The following is a 24,584-nucleotide window of genomic DNA, read 5'->3' as shown; positions in this document are numbered from 1 at the left end:
ATTATTATACGTGATTATACGTGATAATTTAATTGTAGCATAGTTCTCTATCGCCCATCTACTACTTGAATAAAAAAAAGAAGCCTTCAGGCTTCTTTTATCCATTGTCTCCATATCTCATATATTAAACCGCGTTGTGCATCATTAAATTTAAACTTTCCTTTATTAACAAGTAAAACTGGGTTTTCTCTGTCAAAAAACTGACCTTGCCAATTCTCATAATGAAATTCCTCTGAGAGTAAGGGTCGCGGCAGATTGGTTAACTGAGAATCCTCAGTCCATTGCTCCATGAAATATCTAATATAGCAATACCAAGCAATGGCTGAGTCGGCAATGGATTTTTTTCTGAACTGTTTCCTCTGTGCTACAGGAAGATACCCTAGTTCAGGATACTCACTCATTATAGAGTCAACATACTTAATTAAATCTTTAGCTAATCGAGGGCATAAACTACGTTCAACTCGATACCTTTGAAAATCCTTAAAAATATCATATAGCGATCTAAAGGTCATTAATTTAGTGGAGTTGCTGCTTATTTTCTCCCCCTTCTCAATCAACCGTTCGAAACGCCCATAAGACATTAACTGATGCATACAATAACTAGGAAAATGTTGGGTTTCAGATACAATTAAAACGACGTATTCATCATTTACACTACCGTTGGGCAATTTATAAGTAAACCTGGGGTTCGTCACTTGTAGCTTTTTGTTTATTAAACTTTCCACTGTATCATAACTTACTAAAATGACGTCTTCGCCAATTACATCAGACTGAATTATAGGAAAACCCCAGTCTTTAATAACCTCTAATGGCAGTACTGTAAAATAAACGTCATCATTCTTTCTTGTTAAATTACTTACATTTTCAAAAGTAAAAACCATGGAATTTCCCCCAACGCAAATATGCCTTAGTGTAACACACTAAGGCATATTTGCGCACTATTTATTCCATCGTTTTTTTAATTCCTGAATCTGATTGTAATAGACATGGGTATTGTGAAACCCTCTCCGTCTGTTCCTATTATTACCTCTAAATACAATCACATCAATCCCAATTTCCCTGCATATATTACAATCACATTGATCCCATGGACGCTCTGACAAAACCTCTCTATAAAGATCCTCGTGGACTTCGCGATTTTCCCCAAGTATTTTATCATACTCCAGTATAGCTTCAAGTGTGGGATCTAGTTCTCTTGTTCCTGCACTGAATTCCCTAAGAGCGCTTAATGCCTCCTGTTCGAGCCTTCTATACTCCGAAAACTCAATTTCATCACTATGTTGCAACATTTTTTTCACTCTTCCAGATGTTTCTTTCGCTTCAGGGATTCTTATCGCTGTATAATGTTTACCACTCAAAGAATGATAATTATGCCCTGTTCCTAGCCACGCTCTTCTCAACGGGGAAGAAGAGTCAAATGATGTTACACCTAATTTATGGAAAGACTCCATGGTTCTCACATCTCGCGCAACTCCGAACAAGTGCATTCGAAAAGTAGGGCTTGGAATAATAGGAGATATTTCTCTTAGAATTTCATATATTTTCTCAGATTGTTCTCTAGCCAATCCTCCTAAGGCAATATAGTCATAACCTAGTCCAATAAGATGCTCTACTGCTCTTCGAAAAGAAGGCGGGTCCCATCCTTGGACTATTCCTATAGGATGAAACTGATAATTCCTGGCCTCCCGTTCCTCCCTATACATACGTATAAATTCTTCTGCCATTGTAAGGGTTAGTTCATAACGTTGATTTCTAATATTTTCGTCTCTCTGGAAAGGACCCACTATTAAATGGTCAATTGATACCCCATAATCAAAACCCAAGTTGTGGTAGTAATCCATAATCTCTTGAGTCGTGTACGGCGGTACTTCCTTATCAATATAACTAAAGGCACCACAATCCCCCATAATCGGATATTTCCTAGGTAGTCGGTAAAAATCATGTAACCCCATATCTTCTATCATCTGATTTTTTTGCTTAGTGGAATTATCAATATTCACTTTAGAAACAAGCATTCCATCAAACTGAGGTCTATCAAAAATCTGATGAGCGTACACATCATTCTCTAGTGGATTTCTGTTTTTTTCAGAAAAATCAACTCTAAAATCATAATTTGGATCGACTCTATCATCATTCTCTGGAAGATAAAATCTAGGTTCTTCAATGCAATTTATAGCCATCAACTCATCTGGTACAGGAAACATTTCATTATAAAACTGTAGTAAATCCTCTTTTTGAGATGTGTCAGTAAATAACTCAAGTTGTTTTGTTGAAGAAATTGAATCCAAAATAAAATCTCTAACCTGATCAGGATGATGCATGATTGCACTCCATTTCTGATCAATGTTATCCGTAATAATATTCCTCAATAAATGTGCAAAAAGATAACCTTTGATTCCTATCAAACCATATTTAAATGTTTTAGCTTCTTTTTCTCCAATAGTTAATACATGATAATCGTCCGAGTTTAGAATTCGAGAACGACTAGATGCTCCTGCAAAAAAAATCGCTTTTTGATTACTTTGTAACTTTAATGGCCACTCAACCGCTTGCAAATATTTGTCTCCAAGCAAGAAAAAAACAAGATCATAATCGTTAACTTTTTTTTGTAAATTTTGTGTAACTTCAAGTTGACGAGCCCATTTTTTTATAGTCTGCGAGTCCATTGTATTAAAAGTCACTTCATATGGTACAATTTGCTCATTTTCATTCAAAAGACCATAACCCGCTGAAATAATGCAAAGATCAATTTCCCCACCTTGTTGCCGGAATTCTTTAATTCCACTCATTAACGCAATGTGTTGACTGCCTGTATACATCTCATCGGCACGTTCTTTGAATTCCAACAATTCTGCTTCTCTTTGCTTTAATATATTTTTATTCTTGAAATCATCAAATACAAGTTGATTTATTGGTTTATGTAACTTCTCTCCAGTACAAGAAGTGACAACAAGAATACGTTTTAACAAAAACATCCCATCCCTTATTAACACAATATAAAATAGGGCGCTCCCGCCCTATTTCTAAACAGCTTTTGCATGTTTGAAGAAAACTTTTTTAACAATAATTGCAGCAAATATTTGAACCATTGTCTTAACAATGATTTGGCCAAGAATCGCCAGAAATACAGCATTCCAGGGAAGAATATTCGCTCCCAAGGGGGATAGACCCACAACAACAAAGATAATACTGTCTAGTATTCCTCCAACAATCCCACTGTATGCTACTCTCAAATGAAAAGGTAATTTAAGGCGCGAATAGATTTCGGTATCTGTGGTCTCAGATACTGCGAACGTGATAATTGAGGCAAAAACAATCCAAAGTGTGTCCCCTAATAAATATGATGTTAATGCTGATAAAACCATTGCTATTAGAATAAGTAAATAGGTATTCCGTCGCCCAACAAAATTTTGCACAAAATCACGGAATATAAACGTTGCCCCTATTATAAAAGTCCCTGCCGGGATAATAAAGGGGCCAATAAAAAACGGCGCCACTCCTGCTGTTACAACATTTGATGAAACAATAGCTAGTAAATAAGCTATAATGGTTAAATATTTGATTTTACATCACCTCTTCAATTTGATCCATCACTAATTATAACACCACTTTTTGTTCCGAGCTACCCTTATCGAGCTAATTAATTTATGTAATCATTGGCTAGTTTGAAGGTACTAGAAACATTTCATTCTACTTGATAATCTATCAAATTAATTAATTTAGCAAGAGTATAAATCTCCTTCCCTTTAGTAGCTTACGGCGTTTGTGATGTTGGTTGATTCCTCAACTTTCTTTTTAGAAATTTAACAGATTTTTCCTCAACCAACCTATTTCATCGCATTCGTTGCATTCCTTCTATACTCCACATCCTAGTGTTACATACGGTGCAAATTCCTCGCCCTCCATTGAATCTACTTACTAGAAGCCACATCTAGCTAAAACAAACCAAAAACCCAGGCAAAAACCGCCTGGGTCCCTCTCTCCTATCCTCGCCCATACCGATTCACCGGCACCTTCAACCCCAAATTCCCCCGCAGCGTATCGCACTCATACTCAGTTCTAAACAATCCCCGCTGCTGGAGAATCGGCACGACCAGTTCCGTCACATCGGCGAGCGTGCCTGGTACATCGCTGTGCAAAATAAATCCGTCTGCAGCACCTGTCTCGAACCACTCCAGCATGCGGTCGGCCACTTCTTCCGGCGAGCCGAAAAATTCGGGCTTCGAGCCGGAGAACTGCAGCACCGTCTGGCGCAGCGTCAGGCCGCGCTCCCGTGCCTCCCGCTTCACACGGTCGGTGAAGCTCTGGAAGCTCTTGCGCCCCAGCTCTCCCACATCCGGGAAAGGGCCGTCCAGCGGATATTGTGTAAAATCATGAAAATCGAAAAACTGCGCAAAGTATTTCAGCGCCTGTTCGAACGTCTTTAATGAAGCGAGCTTAGCATACTTCTCCTCCGCTTCCTCTCTCGTCCGGCCAACCACGATGCTTGCGCTAGGCATCACGATCAACTGATCAGGGTCACGTCCCGCTTCACCAGCCTTGCGCTTCAGTTCCTTATAGTACCGCCGAGCCTCTTCCAGATTCGTAATGCCCGTCATGACCGCGTCGGCGTGAACCGCCGAGAAGTCCTGCCCATCTGCCGAAGAGCCCGCTTGAAAAATAACAGGCTGCCCCTGCCGCGAGCGGCTAATGTTAAGCGGCCCCTTCACCGCGTAAAACTCCCCGCGATGATTCAGCGTGTGCAGCTTGTCCGCATCGAAAAAGACACCGCTCTCTTTGTCCCTTACAAACGCGCCGTCCTCCCATGAATCCCATAAACCGCGCGCAACAGACAAATATTCGGCCGCCATCCGGTAGCGCTTGTCATGCCCCGGATGCTCCTCCTCGGACTTGCCGAAGTTGAGCGCTGCTGCTGACATGCCAGTTGTTACGACGTTCCAACCAACTCTTCCGCCGCTAATATGGTCGATGGAAGCGAGCTGCCGAGCGCTTGTATAAGGATCGCTGTATGTCGTAGACAAGGTGCCTACCAAGCCAATATGCGAGGTAGCGACCCCCAGCGCGGACAGCAGTGTCAATGGCTCCAGATGATTGACGAAGTGGGGCGTCGAGTTCTCGTTGATATGCAGAACGTCAGCGATAAACACAAGATCCAGCTTGCCCGCCTCCGCAATTAAAGCCTCCCGGCGGTAAAAATCGAACGCGATGCTCGCATCCGGCCGGACATCGGGATGGCGCCATGCGCTTACACTGGACCCGACGCCGTGAATCATCGCGCCTAGCTTAATTTGTCTGCTTTTGGACGTCATTGCTATCACCATCCATTTTTCGTCGTAGTTGTCCTGCGGCTGCAGCTTCAACTCCAGCTCATACTCTTGTATTCGATTAAACGCTTAGGTTCCAGCAAGCACAGAGTCAGAGGAGGAAGCTGCAGCTCCCCGATCGAAGCGGCTCAAAAACTGCCTCACCCGCTCATTGCGACTCCCTTCGAAAATATACTCCGGCGTCCCTTCGTCGGAGATCACGCCATTCTCCATAAAGATGACGCGATCTCCGACCTCTCTGGCAAAATTCATCTCATGCGTTGCGACGATCAGCGTCATCCCTTCGCGGGTCAGCTCCTTCATCACGAGCAGCACTTCGCCCACCAGCTCAGGATCAAGCGCCGACGTCGGCTCGTCGAACAGCAGAATCGCCGGCTCCATCGCAAGCGCTCTGGCAATACCAACCCGCTGCTGCTGCCCGCCAGACAACTGCGCCGGATAACGGTCGGCAAATTCGCCCAGCCCCACCTTGGCAAGCAGCGCTTTGCCCCGCTGCGCGGCGTCGGAGCGGTTCCATCGTTTGACGACGATGAGTCCCTCCATCACATTTTCCAGCGCGGTCCGGTGAGGAAATAATTGATGGCTCTGGAACACCATGCCGGTCTTCTGCCGAAAACGGGTCAATTCGCGGATTCGTTTCTTTCCTCCATCTCCGAAGTTCATCTCCAGACCGTCTAATTCAAGCCTCCCGGCATCGGGAATTTCAAGCAAGTTGACACAATTAAGCAGCGTAGATTTTCCGGAACCGGAAGGTCCAATTACAATCGTCGTCTGCCCTTTAGCAACATTCAGATCGATGCCTCGAAGCACCTCGGTCGTTCCAAAGCTTTTACGTAGCTGCGAGATCGTTAACATAGCAGTCTCCTCCTCCTTCCCCTCTGTCATAGGGAGTACTTCCCGAATTTCTTCTCCAGCCGGTGCTGTCCGATGGTCAGTACGGAGCAAATCGCCAAATAGTAGGCGGCGGCTACGATATAGAGCAGCATCGGTTCAAACGTGGTCGCTGCAATTTGCTTCGCCACGCCGAATAAATCCGGTAAAGTGACGAGCGCCGCAAGCGACGAGGTTTTGAATAAGCTGATGAACTGGCTGCCCAGCGGAGGAATGCTGATTCGGGCAGCTTGCGGCAGAATGACCCGACGCAGCACCTGGAAAGGGGTCATCCCCAAGGAATAACCCGCCCGCCATTGCCCTTGAGACAAAGACTTGATCGTAGAACGCATGATTTCCGAGCTGTAGGCAGCCTCCGATACCGTAAGTGCGATAACCACCGTCGGAAATGCCGGAAGTACGACGCCCACGCTTGGCAACCCGTAGAAGATAATGAACAATTGCACGAGAATCGGCGTTCCGCGGACGATCCACACGTAGAACCGGGCTGGCGCCCGCAAGTAAGGCTTAGGCGACAATCCGGCCAATGCGATAAGCAGTGCAAATACGAGCGACAGTCCGAACGAAAGAATCGACAACGGTATCGTATATTTGAGCATTCCCTGCAGCAGCGGCCACAGGGAGTGGAGGAAAACGTCCCATAATCGTTCTGCGCGCTCCTGACTCATGCCGTTTCCCCCCTTTCCCGCTTATTTCAATACATTTTCTCCAAACCATTTGACTGACAGCTTCTCGTACGTACCGTCCTCCTTGACGCTCTTCAGCGCTTCGTTAAACGCCGCTTCAACTGTTCCGTCCCCGCCCTTCACGAGCGGCAATGCCACAATCTCCTGTGTGTCCGCTTCGTCGGCAGCCCGCAGCTTCAAGTCCGGACGGCTTTTCTTCAGTTCAAGGAAATACAAGTTGTTGAAAATAATTGCGTCAACCCGTTTCGTTTTGAGCAGCTCCAGGCTCTCTCCTTCAGGAACGAGCACTGCGCCGTAGGATTCGGCCAGCTTGCCGTAGATGCTTGTATTGTTGCCGTACACTTTCTTCCCTTTCAAATCTTCGAAGCTGTTAATGTCCTTCGTCTCGTCCAGTACGATCAGCGTCGGATACGAAATCAGGTACGGATCGGCAAAATCATACTTCGCCTTACGCTCCTCTGTTACCCCGATCTGATGAATGGAATCGAAGCGGCCCGCATCCAGACCTGCCAGCATGCCATCCCATTCCGCTTCCTTGAACGTCACCTTCACGCCATCCACCCGGTTCCAAACCTCAGTTAACAGCTCAATATCAAATCCCGTCAAAGGACGGTCACTGCTTTCCTCGTGAAAAGCATAAGGCGGGTACGTCCCCGTAGTTGCGATAATAAATTCGCCTTTTTCCTTCAGCTTGTCCAGAGAGGTCTTCTCCGCTGCAGCCGGACTAGCGGATGGCGCACTCTCGGATTTATTTTCTTGTTGACTAGAGCAGCCTGATACGGCTAGCGCCAGAATTAATACGGTAAGGATAAAGATGCCTTTTACTTTCAACATTTCAATCGCTCCTTGGCTGTTTAATTACGCGTGGCCTCTCGCATGCCCACATCATATTACTTAGTTAACCTAGCTGTAAAGTAGGTTTTTAAAGGATGCCAATATACTGTTATGGGATGGCAATCCCGTTATATTTCGTAGCAGCGTACCTCGTATATCAAAGCTTCTGTACCACCATTGGTCTCGTGTACGACGATCCGAATCCGTTCCGTCACTACCTGTTCCGGCAGACGGTGCGAGGCATGCCGCTGATAATTGTCCCGAATTTCCAGTGCTGTTCGCCAGCCTTCCCCATCCCACGCTTCGATGCTATAGTGCCGAGGACAATCGGGCTCGCGGAAAAAGGCGGGATACCGGTTATGGTCCTGCAGCAGATTTCCGGAAAAAGTCAGTTCTACCGTTCCGATACGCTGCGGCTGGCTCCAGCGCAGCTCCAGCCATTGCGGCAGCGGCTGCCCCTTCGCCGAGCGCCACAAATTGGCAGCCCGATGCGGCCGGGCTGCGCCGTTCGTCACGTTGGCTGGGCCGAACACCGGCTGTGGCGGCGACACCGCAAAGCTCATCGTCCGCCCATCGGAATGGCTTCGCAGGCGGCCGTGCTCCAGCTCGCTTGCCGAAGGGAGCGCCTGCTGCACGCTTGCCGCGTGATGCCAGAACAGTTCCTTCGTTCCGAGCAAATCGAGACGAACATATCCTTCATCAGGGAAACCTTCCTGATCATCGCCTTCTGCTTCCAACGGCCAATACAGCCAGCCCTTATAGCCTGCCGGAACCTCCAGCCTAGCAGCAACCAACGGTTGATACTCTGTATTCGGCTCAGCCGTAAAGCCCGCCCCCGCAACAGTTCCGCTCCCTTTCACCTCATAATCCCAAATATGCTGGGACCGGTGCAGCTCCACTCTAAGCTCCTGCGGCTGATCTGCTTCATTCTTAATCCACATCCCGATTCGTTCAAGCGGGCCGCGCACCGCCACCCATTGACTGCGCCGGATATCCAGCGAATCCGCAGCACTATGATCCGGCTCCACCTCCGCTAACAAGCCCTCGCTGCTGGCGACGACTGCCTCTGCCAAGCGGGCGAGATCAAGCGGATCGGCATTCTCGACGTTCGGCAAGAAGCATCCGCGCCGAAGCAGCGTTTGCTGTACCTCGGCGATCGCCCGCTCTGGCACATCGGGAATGGCAATCCCACGCCTCAGTGCAACAGCAGCAGCGGTTCCGGCGGCTTGCCCAATAATCGCGGTCGTAGACATGACGCGAACCGTGCCCAGGGCGGCATGCGTCACGCTGACGTTGCGGCCCGCCATCATTAGATTGTCGATATCCTTGGCAATCAGAATACGCAGCGGAATTCCATAAGGACTAATAATTTCGCTGGCGCCCGGCAATTCGCTCGTTGGCGCCAGCAGCCCGCCCGGGATGTGCAAATCCAAATACCAGCCGCCGAAGGCGACCTCATCGGGAAATTCCGTCCCCTGCTGCACATCGTGTTCGGTCATCAGATAACGCCCTATAATGCGGCGGCTCTCTCTTTTGCCCGGCACCTGACCGATCCAATCGAGCGCATAATTCGCCGCTTTGTCGCGAGTCAACGGGTCTTTGTTTTTAATCCAATCCCATACGCCAAAAACATGCCGCGTCAGCTCATGCCGAATCGTCTCGTTGTCGTGAATGGTATCCCACGGTGTCCCTAGCTCAAACCACCAGTAGCCGGCCTGAATATCATGCGGCTTGCGATTATGCTTGTAGAAGAAAGACGGATCATCATACTTCGCTGCCCACTCGGGCGCCCGGTAAGGAGCCGGCCGGCCCGTATCCCGCGCCCGAAAATGAATCGAGCTGCCCATCGTATCGCCGCTCGCCAACTCCGGCGCATGCGGCTCTCCATACTCATCGCGGCCCTCCGAGCCCATTCGCCATTCATTGCCCGCCATCGCCGCAACGGTGCCATCGCCGGTACAATCGATAAAGGCACGCCCTTCAATGCGCAGCTCCGTCTCCGTGCCCAGCACATGACCGGATACAGCGGCAATCTCACGTTCTCCGGACAAGTGCACCTCCCGAATGACGGTGTTCAAATAAAGGGTCAGGTTATCGGTCTGGACTGCCAAATTATAAAGCGTCATATCCCATACGCTGTTCGTCCAGCCGTTATTGTGAAACTGCTCATGGTTGCTCGCGCGATCCTCGATTGTCAGCTCACTCACAATTCCCGTCTCTCGCGCATATGCATGAAATCGCCCTGCGCCATGCGGCGTGACACGAATCTCCGAGGAGCTATTACCGCCTAGTACCGGGCGATCCTGCAGCAAGGCCGTTGCCGCTCCTTCGCGGGCCGCCGCTATCGCTGCACTAAGACCGGCTAATCCCCCGCCGATCACAACGACGTCGTACGATGCCGTTTGTCTGTTCATCTTACGCCTCAACCCTCTCTATAAGCGCTCCCGTGTATCGGGTCGCCCTTTGATAGACTGCTTCTGCCACTTCAACGGATTGAATGGCTGTGGCAATCCCTCCTGTCGGCTTTCTTCCAGCCCGAACGGCATTGAAGAAGCTGGCGTTTTCTTCATAAAAGCCGTTCACGACGTACGGCTCTTCCAGTCCGGCAACCGCAGCACCTTCATCATCCGCTATCCGCCCATTGCCCGACCAAAGCTCGACGCTGCCCGGCGAGTCATGCGAGGTCCAGAAAGGCAGCTTCAGCCGCAGCGTCACGTTCTCTCCCAGCAGCTCGGCCCGTTCATAGACCGCCCCCGCAACCGGATAATAGTTCAGGCTGAACATAGCGCCCGACCAAAACTCTCCTTCCAGCGCCACGTTAGTTACGCCCGCTCCCAGATGAGAAAGCTTTCTGTAGCTTAGGCGAATATCCCGATAGTCAGAGCCTGCAAGCTCGCGCAGCGTATCGATTCCGTGAATGAGCGTAACCGAAGCGTCCTCGTCATCCGTCCGGTTCACCCGGCCGATATTGTACGCCAGATGATGAAGCCGATCTTCGTTCATCCATTGCTCAGCAAGACTGCGTGCCTGCGCGACAATCGGCATATACCTGCGGTTGAACGCTACCCGGTTCGGAATCTCGCTTCCATCTGGACGCCTTGCAGCTGCGGCAATTTGCAGCGCCTCCTCCTTCGATACGCCGGGCGGCTTCTCCATCAGCAGCGGATACCCTTTCTCCAAAATCGCTGCGGCGCTGGCCGCAATATACGGCGCAGGCACAAGCAGACAAACGACGTCTGGACGCTCCTTCTCCAGCGCCTCCTCCACTTGATCGTAGGTCCGGGCGAATCCGAATTCCGCCGCGAAAGCGGAAGCCTTCTCCCGGTCCAGATCTACACAGGCTGCCAGCTCCGTATCCGGATGCTCCGCCGCATAACGGCGGTACGCTGGTCCATGACCGCGCCAAGCGATGCCGCCGCAGCCGACGACACATAGTTTAAAAGCCATCCGCTTCTCCCTCCTTGGACAATCGTTCTGCGAGCTCTAATGCTTCCCGTTCTCTTGGCAAATGAAGGTCATACGGCTCCCATTGGAACCATTCCCCGCTTAAGTAACCCGTATAGCCGATAGCCCGCAAGCTGCGAATGACTTCGGCATGCCGGATGTCTCCGCTGCCGATCGCCCGGTAATCCGGATGCCCGTTCGCCCTTGAGCCGGCCACTCCGTCATGCACATGCACATGCTTAATCCATGGGCCAAGCATCCGTACGACCTCTCCCGGCAAAGCTCTGCCTTCATGCTGCGTGTGGAGTACGTCCCACAAAACGCCCAAACTCGGGTGATTAGCGCGCCTGAGCAAATCGGCAAGCACATGCGGGGCCGACCAGTCATCATGGGTTTCCAGGAGCAGCATAACGCCTTCGTCAGCGGCAATCGGTGCCAGCCGGTCTAGAGCGGTGAGTACTCTGCCCAAAGATTCATCCCATGCGCATCCCGGAACGAGTCTGCCGCAAAACAACCGCACATAAGGGATGCCCATATCCCTTGCCAGCAAAATAGCTTGAGCCGCCGCAGTTATTTGGCCTTCCTGATCTTCCGCAGTTGTGAATCGGCTGGAGATGCCAAGCGCTGTCAGCGCGACACCCGCTTCCTCCGCTTCATGCCGGAGCTCCGCACGACGCTCTGCGTCAGCTGTCGTCTCAATGCCGTGAGCATGACCAGCCCCGCTGCGGATTTCCAGGCCGTCATATCCGTATCGACGTGCCGCCGCCAGCAGCTCTGCGAGCGTAAGATGTGGAGCGGAGGCTGTGTTAAATGCATATTTCATTGCTGTTCCTCCCTGTAGGTTCTATTGCAAAATAGCTGCCAGTTGATGCGAAAATTGGGCAGGCGGAAATAACCGGTGCAGAGCCGCATTGCTCCGATTGCCACCGGCGTTTTCCATTACTGAAGCGCCCTACATCTAATTTAGATCTGCCGGGACCGTTTGCGGAATGCTTGCGGTGACAGCCCCATCTTCTTCTTGAACGTTTTGCAAAAATACGCGCTGCTGTTGAACCCCGTCAGCTTGCCGATCTGTACAACGGGGCGGTCCGTCACCGCCAGCAGCAGACAGGACTCGCGGAGCCTGCGGGCAATAATGTACTGGCTAAGCGTACAGCCGGTCTCCTCGCTGAACAAATGCGAAGCGTAGAAGGGTGAGACATGAAGACTCTCGGCCAGCTTTTCCAGCGAAAACTCCTCATGATAATGCTCCTCGATCCAGCTCATCATATGCTCAATATGACGCCCTTCGCGTTTGTCGACTACTTCAGAATGCCGGTGCCTCTCTGCTCTCTCATACATTTTACGCAGCGACCGCATGAAATCGAGCAGGAACAGCAGCAGCTCCTCCTGACGCTCATATTCTGCCACTTCCGCCAGCCGCTGCTCGAATTGCCCGGACAGCGAGTCAAACCGCAGCAGCTCCTCCTCATTTAAAGAGAAGACTTGACGCTCCAGCTTCCCCTTCCATATACGCTGGAAAAAAGCATGCAGCGCCGGAAACATCGCCGCATAACGGTCGAATAAATAAGGATCAAAGATGATCGGCGTCCGCACATAAGGCGGCTCCATTTTAAAGTGATGAAGCTGATAGGGCTGTATGAAAATGAGCGTGCCAGGACCGATCGCATGCACCTTTTGCTCCAGAATGAGCTGACCGTGCCCTTCCAGCACGAGCACCATCTCGATACCCTGATGGGCGTTGATGATCTCCATGTAGCCCTCCCGGGTTTCATGTCGATTCAGAAACAGATAATTATGCTCGACCAGCTGCGGAACCGGATTGACGAGGCGGCTCATTGCCCGGTCAGCTCCTTGTGCAGCCAGTCAAAGGAACGGAGGCCGCTAATTTCATGTCCGCCCTCGAAGATATCCAGCTTGAAGCGGTCTGCCGCGCCAAGACGCTCATAATGTTGTCGCAGCGTATCCGCCGCCTTGCTCGCCCCTTCTACCGGGAATAAATGATCCGTCCTTCCGACCTCCAGATACAAGGAGCGAGGAGCGATCAGCCCGATCAGATCCGGCATATCTCCGAGTTCAACAATGCCCGGGATATAGTCGCATAAGCAATGCTGCTTGGTAAAAAAGTAGCTGTCTTCATACGTATTCGTATATCCGCTAAGCACAACGGCCTTCAGCCGTTCATCCAGCGCTCCGGCCAAATAAGCGACGAACGCACCGCCCGACAAACCCATAACGCCAATACCGTCTCCCTGTATTTCGGGTCTGGCCAGTGCATAATCTGCAGCAATGAGCGCTTCCAGCGTACGGACACCTGCCAGCGTTTCTCCGAGATGGATCAAATAAGATGACAGCTTGTAGCAGGAAGAGTTTTTCATATCCTCAGGTGATTCGTCCAGTTCACTGTCCTCGGTCAGCCGCTGCTCCCCGAAACCGAGCAGTTCCGGTACGATGACCGCCAGACCGCGCTTGACCAGCGATAATCCGAAATGCTTGTGAATGCCCACTCCTTCAGGTACATCCTTGCCATCCGGCGTCAGGCCAACAAGATCGCGGTTGCCGTAGCCATGTCCATGCAGTGCCAGCACCGCCGGCACCGGCCGGTCCGCTGTGGCTGATTTAGGAAGCAGGACGTACACCGGCATAATCAGTCCGTCCCTTGTCTCCAGCTCGATTCTTTCCCGCACATAATCGCCGCAATCGGTCAGTTCCGTCTGTATTGCAGCAGGCACGATCCCTCCAGCCTCTTCTGAGGCAGGCGATACGCTCCAGCGGGAAGAAGGAATGCGAAGAATGTCAGCCAGCCTTTCCCGGCGGCGCTGCCTTTCCTCTTCGAGAACAGGCTCCGGCAACTGGGATGCCTGGGTCAGCTTGTTTTTGTACAGTGTATCGATAAATGCATTCGGAGAACCGCTTTTCATGTCTATCGCCTCTTTCTGAACGGATTCATAAACCTGTTGAGCGAGCAGAACAGCAAATTGTATTTAATTGTGCTTATTTTTGACGGCCTAAACGATATGAGCGGGCGTTTTCCCTATTGTCGGGGAAGTGCCAGAAACGGCCAAAACGAGGAATAGCATTGCTTTTCTGCTATCATAGTACGGGTTATCCGAGTTGTAAAGTTGGATATAGCAACATCGCAATATGATTATACTTTTAAACAATGGATGACAATGATCGCAACCTGCTGCAATTTTTGCTCAACCTGTTGCCGTCTTATTCGGTTATGCTGGAATGAAGAAGGGAGAGGTTCGGAATGATTCAATGGACGATAGCAAGTGCGGGGAGGGCGTTTCGGGACGGCAGCCTCTCGCCCGCTGCTTTGCTGGATTTGCTGCTGGAGCGAATTGCCCAGGACGAGCCGCGCTACCGCACATTTATTACCGTTATGGAGGAAGAGGCGCGTGCCCAGGCCTTGCAGGCGGCGAAAGAGCTAGAGAGCGGATTCGATCGCGGACCGCTGCACGGCATTCCGATATCGGTCAAGGATTTGATCCGGTATGCGGGTGTACCGCTGTCCAACGGCTCGGGACGCAAGCCTCCATTCATCCCCGACACCCATGCTTACTTAGTGGAACAGCTGCTTGAGGCAGGCGCCGTCATCATCGGCAAATCCCATCTGCATGAATTTGCTTACGGGAAGCATCATCCGGCATATGGAGCGGTGCTGAATCCTTACGATACGGGCAGATTGCCGGGCGGCTCCAGCTCCGGCTCCGCCGCAGGCGTCGCTGCCGGATTCGCGCTTGGCTCCATCGGAACCGATACTGCCGGGTCCGTCCGGGTGCCGGCGAGCTTCTGCGGTACGGCAGGCTTCAAGCCGACCTCTGGTCGCATTAGTCTGGAAGGCGTTACCCCACTCGCTCCATCGCTGGATCATGCAGGTGTCATCACACTAAACGCCGAAGATGCTGCTCTGCTTTTCCAAGTGCTGGATTCGGGCTCCGGTCATGATGCGCAGCAGCGTGCTGCTGTACATCCGAGATTCGGCGTATCTCTCGCCTATTTGGAAGCAACAACCGAACCGGAAGTCCGCGACAGAATACGGAATGCCGTTCATGCTCTTGAATTACAAGGCGCATCTGTACAGTGGCTTGATACGGAGGTACCCATTCAAGAGATTAAAGAAAAGACGTGGACGATTCTCCATTATGAGGCGTATGCTGCGCATCGTAATCTTTTACAGGATTGGGAGGAAGGCTACAGCGAGCCGTTGCGAAGCAATTTGCGTATGGGGAAAGCTGTTACAGATAAGGATTATATGGATTGCCTGAGCTGGCGTGATTCTGCAGCGTACATCATCGATCACTTATTTGCAGACATTGATATTCTACTAACGCCTACTTGTCCCGTTACGGCTGGCCCGATCGATACCGTCATTCCGGACAGGCCTGCAAACGGTGAGTTCACACCAATGGCCAACTTATGGGGACTGCCTGCACTCACGCTGCCAATCGGATTATCTCAAGAGGGCATGCCAATTGGTATGCAGTTGACGGGGCGGCGTGAAGCGGACTGGCATGTCCTGGCCGCAGGGATTTATGTAGAGAAAATTTCAAGTAAAACAACTCAACTTTCGCAGCTATAAATTATTCTAAATCCTTTAAGGATAACGCGATCTCCTTCTTCTGTTAAATAGCTATGAATTTACTTAATACGGCTGCGCACCTCATCCTTTTAGTTTTGTATTTTTATTTTTTGCAACTTTCACCATATGGACACGTCCATATAAGTACCTACATTGAGAAAACAAAGACGGAGGAATTTTACAATGAAAACAATTTGGAAAAAGTCTATGATGTTAATGATGGTATTCGCAATTACGAGCATGGCGATTAGCGTTTCAGCTTTTGCCCACAACAATAAGAGGGAAGACCCTTCCAGTGAGCTTGGCAATCATGTCACTGCGGCGGAGGCTGTCACTATGATTGTTAAGAGCTTGAAGCTGAACATCGACACGGTTAACTTTATCAAAAAACCAGAAGCAAGCGATTTTTATTCCAAAGTAAAAAACAACGCTCCTTACGCTCAAGACTTCATCATCGCCAACTTTAATGGACTAAATCTTCCAAAGGAAATCGATCCTTCCGCTAACGTAACAAAAGAGCAATTCGCCAAATGGCTCTACGGAGCGCTCAGCCACACAGGTCAGTACGTCTGGATTCAAGTCAACCAGAACATTGCCGACGCCGATCAGGTGACGAACGGTTACTTAGATAGCATCCAGAAGCTGCTAATTGGCAAAATCATTACCTTGGACGGCAAACAGAAGTTCTATCCGAAAAATAAAATTACCCGTACAGAAGCTTCTAACATGGTTAGCAAAGCGGTAAAGTTCATTAAAGACTCGAAATTGACAACTCCGGACACGACCGTTCTTAACTCGCCGAAGCTTACTTCTGAATGGAATATCTATACCGTTAACACAATTACCTTGACTGCTCAAGCGCCACATTCCGGATACGGCCTTGAAATTACGGGAATTCAATTCGTGAAAGGCGATGCGATTATCCAATACAGAGCGGTTCAACCGGACCCGGATAAAACGTACCCGCAAGTCATTACCGAACTTAAAGCGGTCACCTACATTCCCTCCGGCTACAAAGCCGTCCTAGGAGCCGAACAGCCGGTGGCTCCATACCAACGCTAAGCCCGATACTACGGAAGTTAGAAGACTCGGCCTAAAGCTGTGGACCAACTATTGAAAAAAGAGCAAGTTATCGAAAAGATAACCCGCTCTTTTTTTTGCAATATACAGCGTAAATCGCATCGACATGGCCGGTTTATCTAAGCTGCGAAAGTTGAGTAAACTAAGCAATGGAAATTGAAAAACAGTAGGTCAATTCAGCTTCCATAGGTGCACAAGAAAAAAGGCATCCGCCAGCATTCTGTCCGTCTCCAGCGCCGCGTTCAACTTCAACGGCCACTGGAAATAGACTACCATGCTAGCAAATGCCTCAATTATTTTTACCTCAAATTAGTTCTTGCCCAGCAGGTTGTAAATCGCCTGCACCGCTTCCGCCCGGGAGGTTAATCCCTTAGGTGCAAACATATTTCCGTTCCTGCCTTGCAGCAAGCCGGCTTGGGAAGCGGTACGAACAGCATTAACGGCCCACGAAGCTATTTTGCCCGCATCAGCGAATGAAGCCGGTTGTCCGTTTGGTCCCGCCGAATGACTCAGCTCGTAGGCTGCCGCGAGGATTACAGCCATTTCCTCCCGCGTAATTTTTCCGTTTGGATCAAAGCTATTCTCATTCTTTCCTTTAATCAGCCCCGCTTTATACGCAATAGCAATTGGCTCTGCATACCACGCATTAGCAGCCACATCCCGGAAAGCAATAGCCGACTTGTCTTTCAGGTTAAGAGCACGTACAAGCAAAGCTGTAAACTCGGCTCTCGTAATATCACGGTTTGGTTCAAACTGTGTATCACTGATGCCCGTCACCACTTGCCTCGAAGCCATCGTGCCGATAACCCCGTATGCCCAGTGTGAAGGTGCAACGTCGTTAAACGTCCGGATGACCTCCAGCAGCGCATACTTGCTGAAATGATTAATTTGCGCCGATATCATTCCATCTTTAATCTGGCCGCCAACGTATTCCAGCTTGCCGTTGTCCGCCACATAGTAAATGCCCAGCAGCTTGGACGACATGGACTGCGGAATACGGAAGGAGATCGTGAGCGGTGTCTCGAATTGCGTCAGCTTCTCTGATTTTCCGCCAGCAGTTATAGACAAGCTCAATTCATAGACTTGTCCGGCCACTTGAATGACGGAACGATTCGTGCTTTCTGCGCCTTTCGCCAGCTTCTTCGCTTCATCATCGCCAAGCGGAATCAAGCTCAACGAAATTTGAGCTGCTGCTAGCTGACTATCCGCTACCTTGCCCGTTAACTGGCGCAGCACACGGTTAGGAATAACAATGCTTACATTGTCCTTTTGAATTTCCAAATTCCGATCTTTCAGCAGTTCTGGTGTCTGCCCTGGCAAAACAACCTCTGTTGCCTGCGCCGGCACCGGCACCTTGAGCACGCTGTCTGCAGCATTTCCGCTCAGCTTGTCCGCCGGAACGTGGTAGACATTAGAATCATCCGGCTTAGGGCCACCGCCATTGCCAGGGTTGTTCCCGCCGTTTCCTGGATTCGTTCCGCCATTGCCCGGATCAGTTCCGCCGTTTCCTGGATCGGTTCCGCCATTACCCGGATCAGTTCCGCCATTACCTGGATCTGTACCGCCTTCTACACGCTTCAATTCTTTGGTGTCGCGCACCCGAATCCAATAGCCGCCGGAGAATTGGCCCGCAAGCCCAATGGCTTCGAGCGTATCTCCCACCTTCAATTCAGGCGGCTGACCGCTTTGATTCGCGATGTACCCGTCAATAAATACCAGTGCCTCGCCTGATCCGTCATCCACATAAATCGTATGATCCGGAATGCTGGCCAGACGGGTAACTTTACCGGTCAGCTTAACCAGCAAGCCTTGAACATTATCGCTTGCAGCCTGGCCTGTCTTAATGGCTTTAGGCTGAACGGCTTGTCCCGGCTCCTTATTCAGCTTGAGTACATTATTATCGAAGTTGTCGAACATGATTTCGAGGTTGTTCTCGAAAATTTTGACATGTCCGTACACACGAACCGTGTCGCCAAGCTGCAGCGAGTCAGCCGGCACTTCATTAAAGGCCATGATGCCGCCCGTCTCATCCTGGATATAGAAGGCATCGAAGAATACGCCTGCGGCACTCGTTACCTTGCCCTCTACGACGATATTCGTATCTGCCGGCTCTTTACGAGCATCAGCAATCGGCAGCACTTTGGTTCCCCGGCCTGCCAGCCAGTTAAATGCTTGCTTCAACAAACGTACGTTGTCATTGTTTTGCTCCGTTAAATCAAGCTGCCGGTCGTTGAATACGTTCATCCCCGACACAATGACCCGGCCTTTGCCAATTTGCTCGGAAGCAATTAGCGGCATTACGGCGCCATTGTCTGCACCGGCCTGCGCCTGATAGTCAAAGCCGCCGTTCTTCAAATTAAACTGGTAGCTTGTCGCATTGCCTGAAGCCAGAATCGTGACCTTATCTGTATTCGTCAACGCCTGCTGATTAAGTCCCATCAGGCTGGCGCCGCTATAGTAATCTACCTTGAGCACAAAATCAGTCATATAATCCTTTGTCGGTTCAGGATGTGCGCGTACAGACCATAGGCTGGCCGACGGATTGCTCCAGAAGTTTCCTTCTTTGCTGCCGTCATACACACCGTCATGGTTGAATTGTATGGACGAACCAAGCCGCGCCAGCAGCGCATTATTCATTTGCGGATTGGCGCTGTTGTTGCTCTTGCCCGTCAGAACAACCGAACCTCCGCCAGCAACGAAGGCGGACAACGCATTAATCTCTGCCTCGCTGTATGGTTTGCTTGCATTTGGCTGAGAAATCATCAGCACGGAGACATCCTTCAAGATGTCGCTCGTTAGAGCCGATTTATTTTCAACAACCGTATAACGCTCGTTGCGCAGCAATTTCGTCAACGAAACCAGATTGTCCTTATAAGTGCCCGTATCCTCTGATGTATTCTCATTGCCATGGGAAGCATCGATCATGATCGTGATGCCAAATGGCTCTTTCACTTCCAGCTCCGTCTCATAACGGTTGTTGGATACAGGGTTGCCCGCTGGAGGATTCGTGATAACGGCGATCAGCTTATGCTTGCCTCCAATTGGCTTGCTCCAGGTTACTTTGGCACGCGCGGTTGATTTGGTCGGCAGCGAGGAAATAACCGTCTCACCGATCAGCTTGGCAGGGATCGCCTCGTCGTAATAGAAAGCGACCTTCAAGTTGTTCAGCTGCTCGACGCCAAAGTTGCCGATCAAGGCTTCGATTTCTGCCGGATTGTCAGCAATAACGCTGCTTCCAACCGCTTCAACGCCTTGAATCTTCACATCCACATCCATTTCCTTGCTCCATATCGGCGAAGAATAGGTACGGCTGCCATCCATTTGCGTCACCTTGACGACAAACCACTGCTGTCCGCCTTTTGCTTCGATGGACGGTGTCCAGTTGAAGCTCTTGCCGTCTGCCGAGAAATAGGACGGATTAGCCGCTGGTGTAATTGAAGACTGAACAACGGTGCCGTTTGTAATCAATTCAACCGATTTAATCCGTTCATTCGGGACAAAACCAGGAGGCAGATACGTGTAAGCCCCGCCTTCGTCTTTGCCGCTAATTTTAAAACTCAGAGACTGGCTATCCACCGTTGATCCCATATAGGAGCCGTTGGCCAATACGTCAAGCGTAAAGTGTGGGCTCTCGGACATATAGACACGCATATTGCGCATCGAATGCTGCAGCGCCTCTGTCGTAAGCTCTTCTGCTACGATTACCGTACGGCGCATTGTTTCGCCCCATTGCCCATTGTGGTGATCCTCGCCAAAGGTAGGTGCGACATGCCAGCCCAAATCCAGTGTACGGAAGTAAAGATCCTCAATATTGGAATACGTATATTGGCCGGAGCCGTTACCCAGCTCAAACATCGTAAACAGCTTATTGATATCCTTGTTGTAAGGCAGGAAGCTGTTAAACGGCGGCGTTGTTCCTCCCCAGTTCGGGTGGTTGAACTGCGCCACAATGTCAGTATGCGTACCCGCCCATTTGTAGAAGTTGTTCAGGTTCTGGTAGATACCGTTATCCTGAATCCGGTCAATAAAGTTGTTCATGCCAAAAATGTTGGAGTGGCCCCATACAGTAGACGTCATCTCGTAGGAAAGCATTGCCACGAATTGGCCGTCAACGGTATTTTCCGCAGATGCATTCTTCAGCTTCTGCCATTGTGAAGTACTCAGGTCAGGACTGCCCGTCCGCTCTGGCATGCCGCCGTGATCTACAGTGTCGGAGCCGCGGCTGTCCTTATCGATATCATGCGAATGGTCTGTAAAAGCGAACCAGTCATAGCCTTGCTTTTTGGCAGCGGCAACGGCTTCAGCCGGTTCTCCCTTCGCATCATGAGAGATTCCCGTATGATTATGCGTAGTGCCGCGATAGTGATTGCCGCCTACAAATGCAGCAAGCGTATCGAAGGACCAGCTGAAGCTGCTCTCATTGCCCTTCAAGTCCTTGGCATAAACGTCTGCCACATGCGCTCCTACAGCAAGATCAGCTTGCACATTCGCTTTAATGCGGCCAGTCAACTGGTCATAAGAAGCGCTAATCACCGCTCCATCCAGCGTAAAGCGAATGGATGCCGGATCAACTCCGCTAGGGTCATAAGCTTTAATTGAAATTTCAGGACGGCTGCTTTCTACTTTAGCGTTCTTCAACGGCAGCTCATCTGTATAAAGCGGCCCTTCTGTATCCGCCATCAGTACAAGGCGAATTGGCTCCTCCGGCGTACCGGCGCGCCGAGTCTGATCCGCGCTGCGTGCTTCAATATAATAGTCAAACTGTTCACCCGGTACAGCTGCTTGTGCAAGCAGCACCTTGTATACGCCCGCTGCATCTTGAGTCATTGGCAGTGCCGTATAAGCGGTGCCGGCAGCGCCGGCTGCACGGTAATAGAAAGTGACGGAGTCGGCATTATTAGCCTTCGCTTCAAACAACAGATCCGTCTCGGTATGACCGGTAGTGACCGGCACATGAATCAATTCAAGCGCTCCGATAATATCCGTCAGGGAACGCGGATAGAGCTCATATCCGGCCGTATACGGCGCAAATGTTTTGAATTGTCCGACCAGACCTGTAAAACGATATGTGCTGCCGACAAGCAGCTTATCGCGTACAGCGATTCCGCTGCTCTTCGCAATTACGATTGCCTTCGCAGTTGCTGTCTCATCTGAGATCGCAATCCGGTATGCATCCGTCTGTTCCGTAATGGAGGTTACTTTACCATAGAGAACGGCCAGTTGGCCTTCCAGCCGCTCAGCCTTTGCATAATCAAGCAAATCCTGTACACGAATAGCTTGCGGCTGCGGAATTGGCTGGCTGCTGTCCTCTTTCGTCAGCATATCCGCGACAAGCGATGTCATGCCATTCGTAAATTGTACAGTGCCCGTTACAGTCAAGCTGTCACCGCGTGAAACGGCTGTGTTATTGCCAATTGGCACGATGACTTGAATACCGCCAGAAGCATCCTGCAAATAAAGGCTTTGTGCACCGACTTCTCCTTTGCCAGCCGTCACAACCCCGGATACCTTTAATCGGGTTCCGCTATTAATTGACATCCCTTTATCATCATTCATACGAAGCTCGGCGATCGGCAAAAGATTTGCCGCTGCATCGAACCCGGCCGCATCCACTCGCACAAGACGGCTCAGGCTGTACGACCCGCCGCGCGCTGCAACATATACCGTCTGCAATTGATCAGCAAAGGTTACGTTTGCTTCAAACGAACCGTCGCTGCCGGCTGTGCCGCTGCCAACTGGAACAAGCGTGCCGCCGGATACAGCATAAATTTGAACAGCTGCCCGTCCTTCAACTGCCCCTGCAACACCAGCTACGGATTGTTGTGCTCCGTCTTGACGCAGCTGGATCAGTGAAGATACCGGTGCATTCGTAATCAGCATAGGCTCTGCTGCTGTTTGCGAATTACGCACCTTAATGGTAGCAGCCGGATTTGTCGAATCCACGGCAATATGGATGACAAAGTCAGCGCCGCTGTCTTTCGTAAATAATCCATTGCCCGCTCCTGTAAGCTCCCTAGGGTCGCCGCTTACGCTTTTGCGAAGCAAAGTCCCCTTCTTAAAAGCCTCTACAGCCAGGTCAAATGGAGCCACAATCGGGCTTCCCCAATAATCATTAGGGAGATTAGTCTGTGCATCCGCCCATGCGACAAAATCCATTGCCTGGACATCAGCCTTGCCGCTCAATGCCGCCGATGACTTGGAAAGTGCAATTTTACCCGCTGATTGGGAAGGATTGAGACCGGAGACGAGATCGGTCTGAACCGGCAGTTCCCGTCCGTTGTCACCTGAAGAGCCCGTCACCAAATAATAGCTATACGCTTTAATGCGGCCCTCCAGCTTTTTATAAGCTGTATTGCCTGTGCCAAAGTTGCCTGTGCGCGCCGCATATTGTACGGACCAGCCTGTCAAATCAATATCATGGTCGGTCGTATTGTACAGCTCAACAAACTTGGTTTTGAAAATAGCTCCGCTGTTGCCGCCCGCTACATACAGCTGGCTAATCACAACATCGCCCGGCTTCACTTCCTGAGGCTGCGGATTAGCAGCCAGTGAAAGCTGCTTTTTCGCACTCTCCAGCTTGTCCAGATGCTTGGCAGCCAGTTGCACGGTTGTGCGCTGTCCGGCATCCGTAAGCTTTAAGCGGAACGAGCCGTTCGCTTCTGCAGGGATGCTGCCAGCTGCAGTCTGATTGTCCCAGTAGGCAATTACAGATGCATTCGCTTCCACTGCCCCTGCCAAACCTGTAATTTCTGCCGTATCTCCATTAAATGTAATCAGAGACAGCTCCGGTGCAGCCGTTACCGCAATTGCAACGTCTGCTTTGCTGCTCTCCGCCTTGTCTGGCTCAGTCGCCGTAACCCATACCTGTGTGCCGATATTTCTTTCAACAACGGCTTGGAAAGAGCCGTCTTCATTTGCCTTTACGCCACCAGCCAGATTGGATTGGGCGTCGTACAGCTTAACGTCGGCCAGACCGGTCACTGCACCGGATAGGCCGGTTACAACGCCGGTGTCTGAGTAGATGATCTTGCTGGCTACTGGCTTGCTAGTAACTGGATCTGTTGGCTCAGTCGAATCGCCCTGTACTGTGCCTGAAATGACAACATTGTAGATCCGGTTCGTGCCGGATGCGCTAATCTTTTCGCTGTTGCCGGCCGCATTTCTGGCCGATTCGTCACTAGTCAGCAGCCAGCGCAGTGAGACCAGTGCCTGACCATCTGCGTCAACAGGCAGCGTCGCAGTCAAGCTGCCGCCAGAATCCCAGTTCGCATTGCCAACCACAACGCTTCCATTTGGCACATCTGCCCACCCGCCATTATCAATGCGGTATTGCAGCGCATAATGCTTAGGACCTGTACCTGAGCTATATTGTCTGGAGCTTACTGTAATTTCCTTATACCCTGTTGCATGAAATGAAGTTGTCCAGTATTCTCCCACCTGCCAGTTAACCGCACTAAGCGACGTTTTGTCCTTAACCGGGCTTGCTGGCGTCGTATATGTAACTTGCTCGCCTGCTTTTCTCAGCTCAAAATCTGCATTATCACTCAATCCGCCAGTCGGATGAAAGTTAATAGCAGGCGCTGCGCCAAAATGATCCCATTTTGCCAACACGACCGGATCACTGGCCGCAAGCGCTTTCTGCGCAATGCCTGCCGGCAGCACAAGCGACACCATCATAAGTGCCACCATCATGCTGATGATCCATTTCTTCATCCTTGGTGTTGTATAAACCAAGCT

General features: G+C 50.5%; 15 protein-coding genes. 2 read left to right on the top strand and 13 right to left on the bottom strand.

Features of this window, described 5'->3' with window-relative positions; translation table 11 throughout:
* Positions 1 to 86: 86 nt before the first annotated feature.
* From ACFVVF_RS12215 to ACFVVF_RS12160, 12 genes are all read right to left on the bottom strand, one after another.
* A complete protein-coding gene (locus ACFVVF_RS12215; protein WP_387809354.1) occupies positions 87 to 881 on the bottom strand; it encodes a hypothetical protein in 795 nt (264 codons plus the stop codon).
* A gap of 57 nt (positions 882 to 938) precedes the next feature.
* A complete protein-coding gene (gene dpdA, locus ACFVVF_RS12210) occupies positions 939 to 2,975 on the bottom strand; it encodes a tRNA-guanine transglycosylase DpdA (protein WP_387809352.1) in 2,037 nt (678 codons plus the stop codon).
* Between the two features lie 48 nt (positions 2,976 to 3,023).
* Positions 3,024 to 3,497 (bottom strand): VUT family protein, encoded by a 474-nt coding sequence (locus ACFVVF_RS12205; protein ID WP_387809349.1) that lies wholly within the window; start codon positions 3,495 to 3,497, stop codon positions 3,024 to 3,026.
* Between the two features lie 486 nt (positions 3,498 to 3,983).
* The gene (locus ACFVVF_RS12200) at positions 3,984 to 5,321 is read right to left on the bottom strand and encodes an LLM class flavin-dependent oxidoreductase (RefSeq protein ID WP_387809346.1); all 1,338 of its coding nucleotides are present in this window, start codon (positions 5,319 to 5,321) and stop codon (positions 3,984 to 3,986) included.
* Between the two features lie 72 nt (positions 5,322 to 5,393).
* The gene (locus tag ACFVVF_RS12195) at positions 5,394 to 6,179 is read right to left on the bottom strand and encodes an amino acid ABC transporter ATP-binding protein (protein WP_387809343.1); all 786 of its coding nucleotides are present in this window, start codon (positions 6,177 to 6,179) and stop codon (positions 5,394 to 5,396) included.
* Positions 6,180 to 6,205: 26 nt separating this feature from the next.
* Positions 6,206 to 6,883, bottom strand: coding sequence for an amino acid ABC transporter permease (locus tag ACFVVF_RS12190; RefSeq protein ID WP_387809340.1), 678 nt, complete (start codon positions 6,881 to 6,883; stop codon positions 6,206 to 6,208).
* A 21-nt stretch (positions 6,884 to 6,904) separates the two neighbouring features.
* Positions 6,905 to 7,735, bottom strand: a complete 831-nt coding sequence (locus tag ACFVVF_RS12185) for a transporter substrate-binding domain-containing protein (RefSeq protein WP_387809337.1) — start codon at positions 7,733 to 7,735, stop codon at positions 6,905 to 6,907.
* Positions 7,736 to 7,863: 128 nt separating this feature from the next.
* On the bottom strand, positions 7,864 to 10,149 hold the full coding sequence (locus tag ACFVVF_RS12180) for an FAD-dependent oxidoreductase (RefSeq protein WP_387809335.1): 2,286 nt from the start codon (positions 10,147 to 10,149) through the stop codon (positions 7,864 to 7,866).
* Position 10,150: 1 nt separating this feature from the next.
* A complete protein-coding gene (locus tag ACFVVF_RS12175) occupies positions 10,151 to 11,182 on the bottom strand; it encodes a Gfo/Idh/MocA family protein (protein WP_387809332.1) in 1,032 nt (343 codons plus the stop codon).
* Positions 11,172 to 12,002 carry a sugar phosphate isomerase/epimerase family protein gene (locus ACFVVF_RS12170; protein WP_387809329.1) on the bottom strand — a complete coding sequence of 277 codons (831 nt, stop codon included), beginning with the start codon at positions 12,000 to 12,002 and terminating at the stop codon, positions 11,172 to 11,174. Before ACFVVF_RS12170 ends, ACFVVF_RS12175 begins: the two co-directional genes overlap by 11 nt.
* A 140-nt stretch (positions 12,003 to 12,142) precedes the next feature.
* Positions 12,143 to 13,018 carry a helix-turn-helix transcriptional regulator gene (locus ACFVVF_RS12165; RefSeq protein WP_387809326.1) on the bottom strand — a complete coding sequence of 292 codons (876 nt, stop codon included), beginning with the start codon at positions 13,016 to 13,018 and terminating at the stop codon, positions 12,143 to 12,145.
* Complete coding sequence (locus tag ACFVVF_RS12160; protein ID WP_387809323.1) at positions 13,015 to 14,100, bottom strand: dienelactone hydrolase family protein; 1,086 nt, start codon at positions 14,098 to 14,100, stop codon at positions 13,015 to 13,017. Before ACFVVF_RS12160 ends, ACFVVF_RS12165 begins: the two co-directional genes overlap by 4 nt.
* A 335-nt stretch (positions 14,101 to 14,435) precedes the next feature.
* Here ACFVVF_RS12160 and ACFVVF_RS12155 point away from each other — a divergent pair, with 335 nt between their 5' ends.
* Positions 14,436 to 15,767: an amidase gene (locus ACFVVF_RS12155; protein ID WP_387809320.1), complete on the top strand. Its 1,332-nt coding sequence runs from the start codon at positions 14,436 to 14,438 to the stop codon at positions 15,765 to 15,767.
* A 183-nt stretch (positions 15,768 to 15,950) separates the two neighbouring features.
* Positions 15,951 to 16,829 (top strand): S-layer homology domain-containing protein, encoded by an 879-nt coding sequence (locus ACFVVF_RS12150; protein ID WP_387809318.1) that lies wholly within the window; start codon positions 15,951 to 15,953, stop codon positions 16,827 to 16,829.
* A gap of 327 nt (positions 16,830 to 17,156) precedes the next feature.
* Here ACFVVF_RS12150 and ACFVVF_RS12145 read toward each other — a convergent pair whose 3' ends face one another.
* Positions 17,157 to 24,581 carry an S-layer homology domain-containing protein gene (locus ACFVVF_RS12145; RefSeq protein WP_387809316.1) on the bottom strand — a complete coding sequence of 2,475 codons (7,425 nt, stop codon included), beginning with the start codon at positions 24,579 to 24,581 and terminating at the stop codon, positions 17,157 to 17,159.
* Between the last annotated feature and the right edge of the window lie 3 nt (positions 24,582 to 24,584).

Source organism: Paenibacillus sp. NPDC058174 (assembly GCF_042883865.1).
Lineage (GTDB): Bacteria > Bacillota > Bacilli > Paenibacillales > Paenibacillaceae > Pristimantibacillus.
Note: the sequence above shows the minus strand (reverse complement) of the source record. Positions and strands in the feature narration are given on the sequence as shown.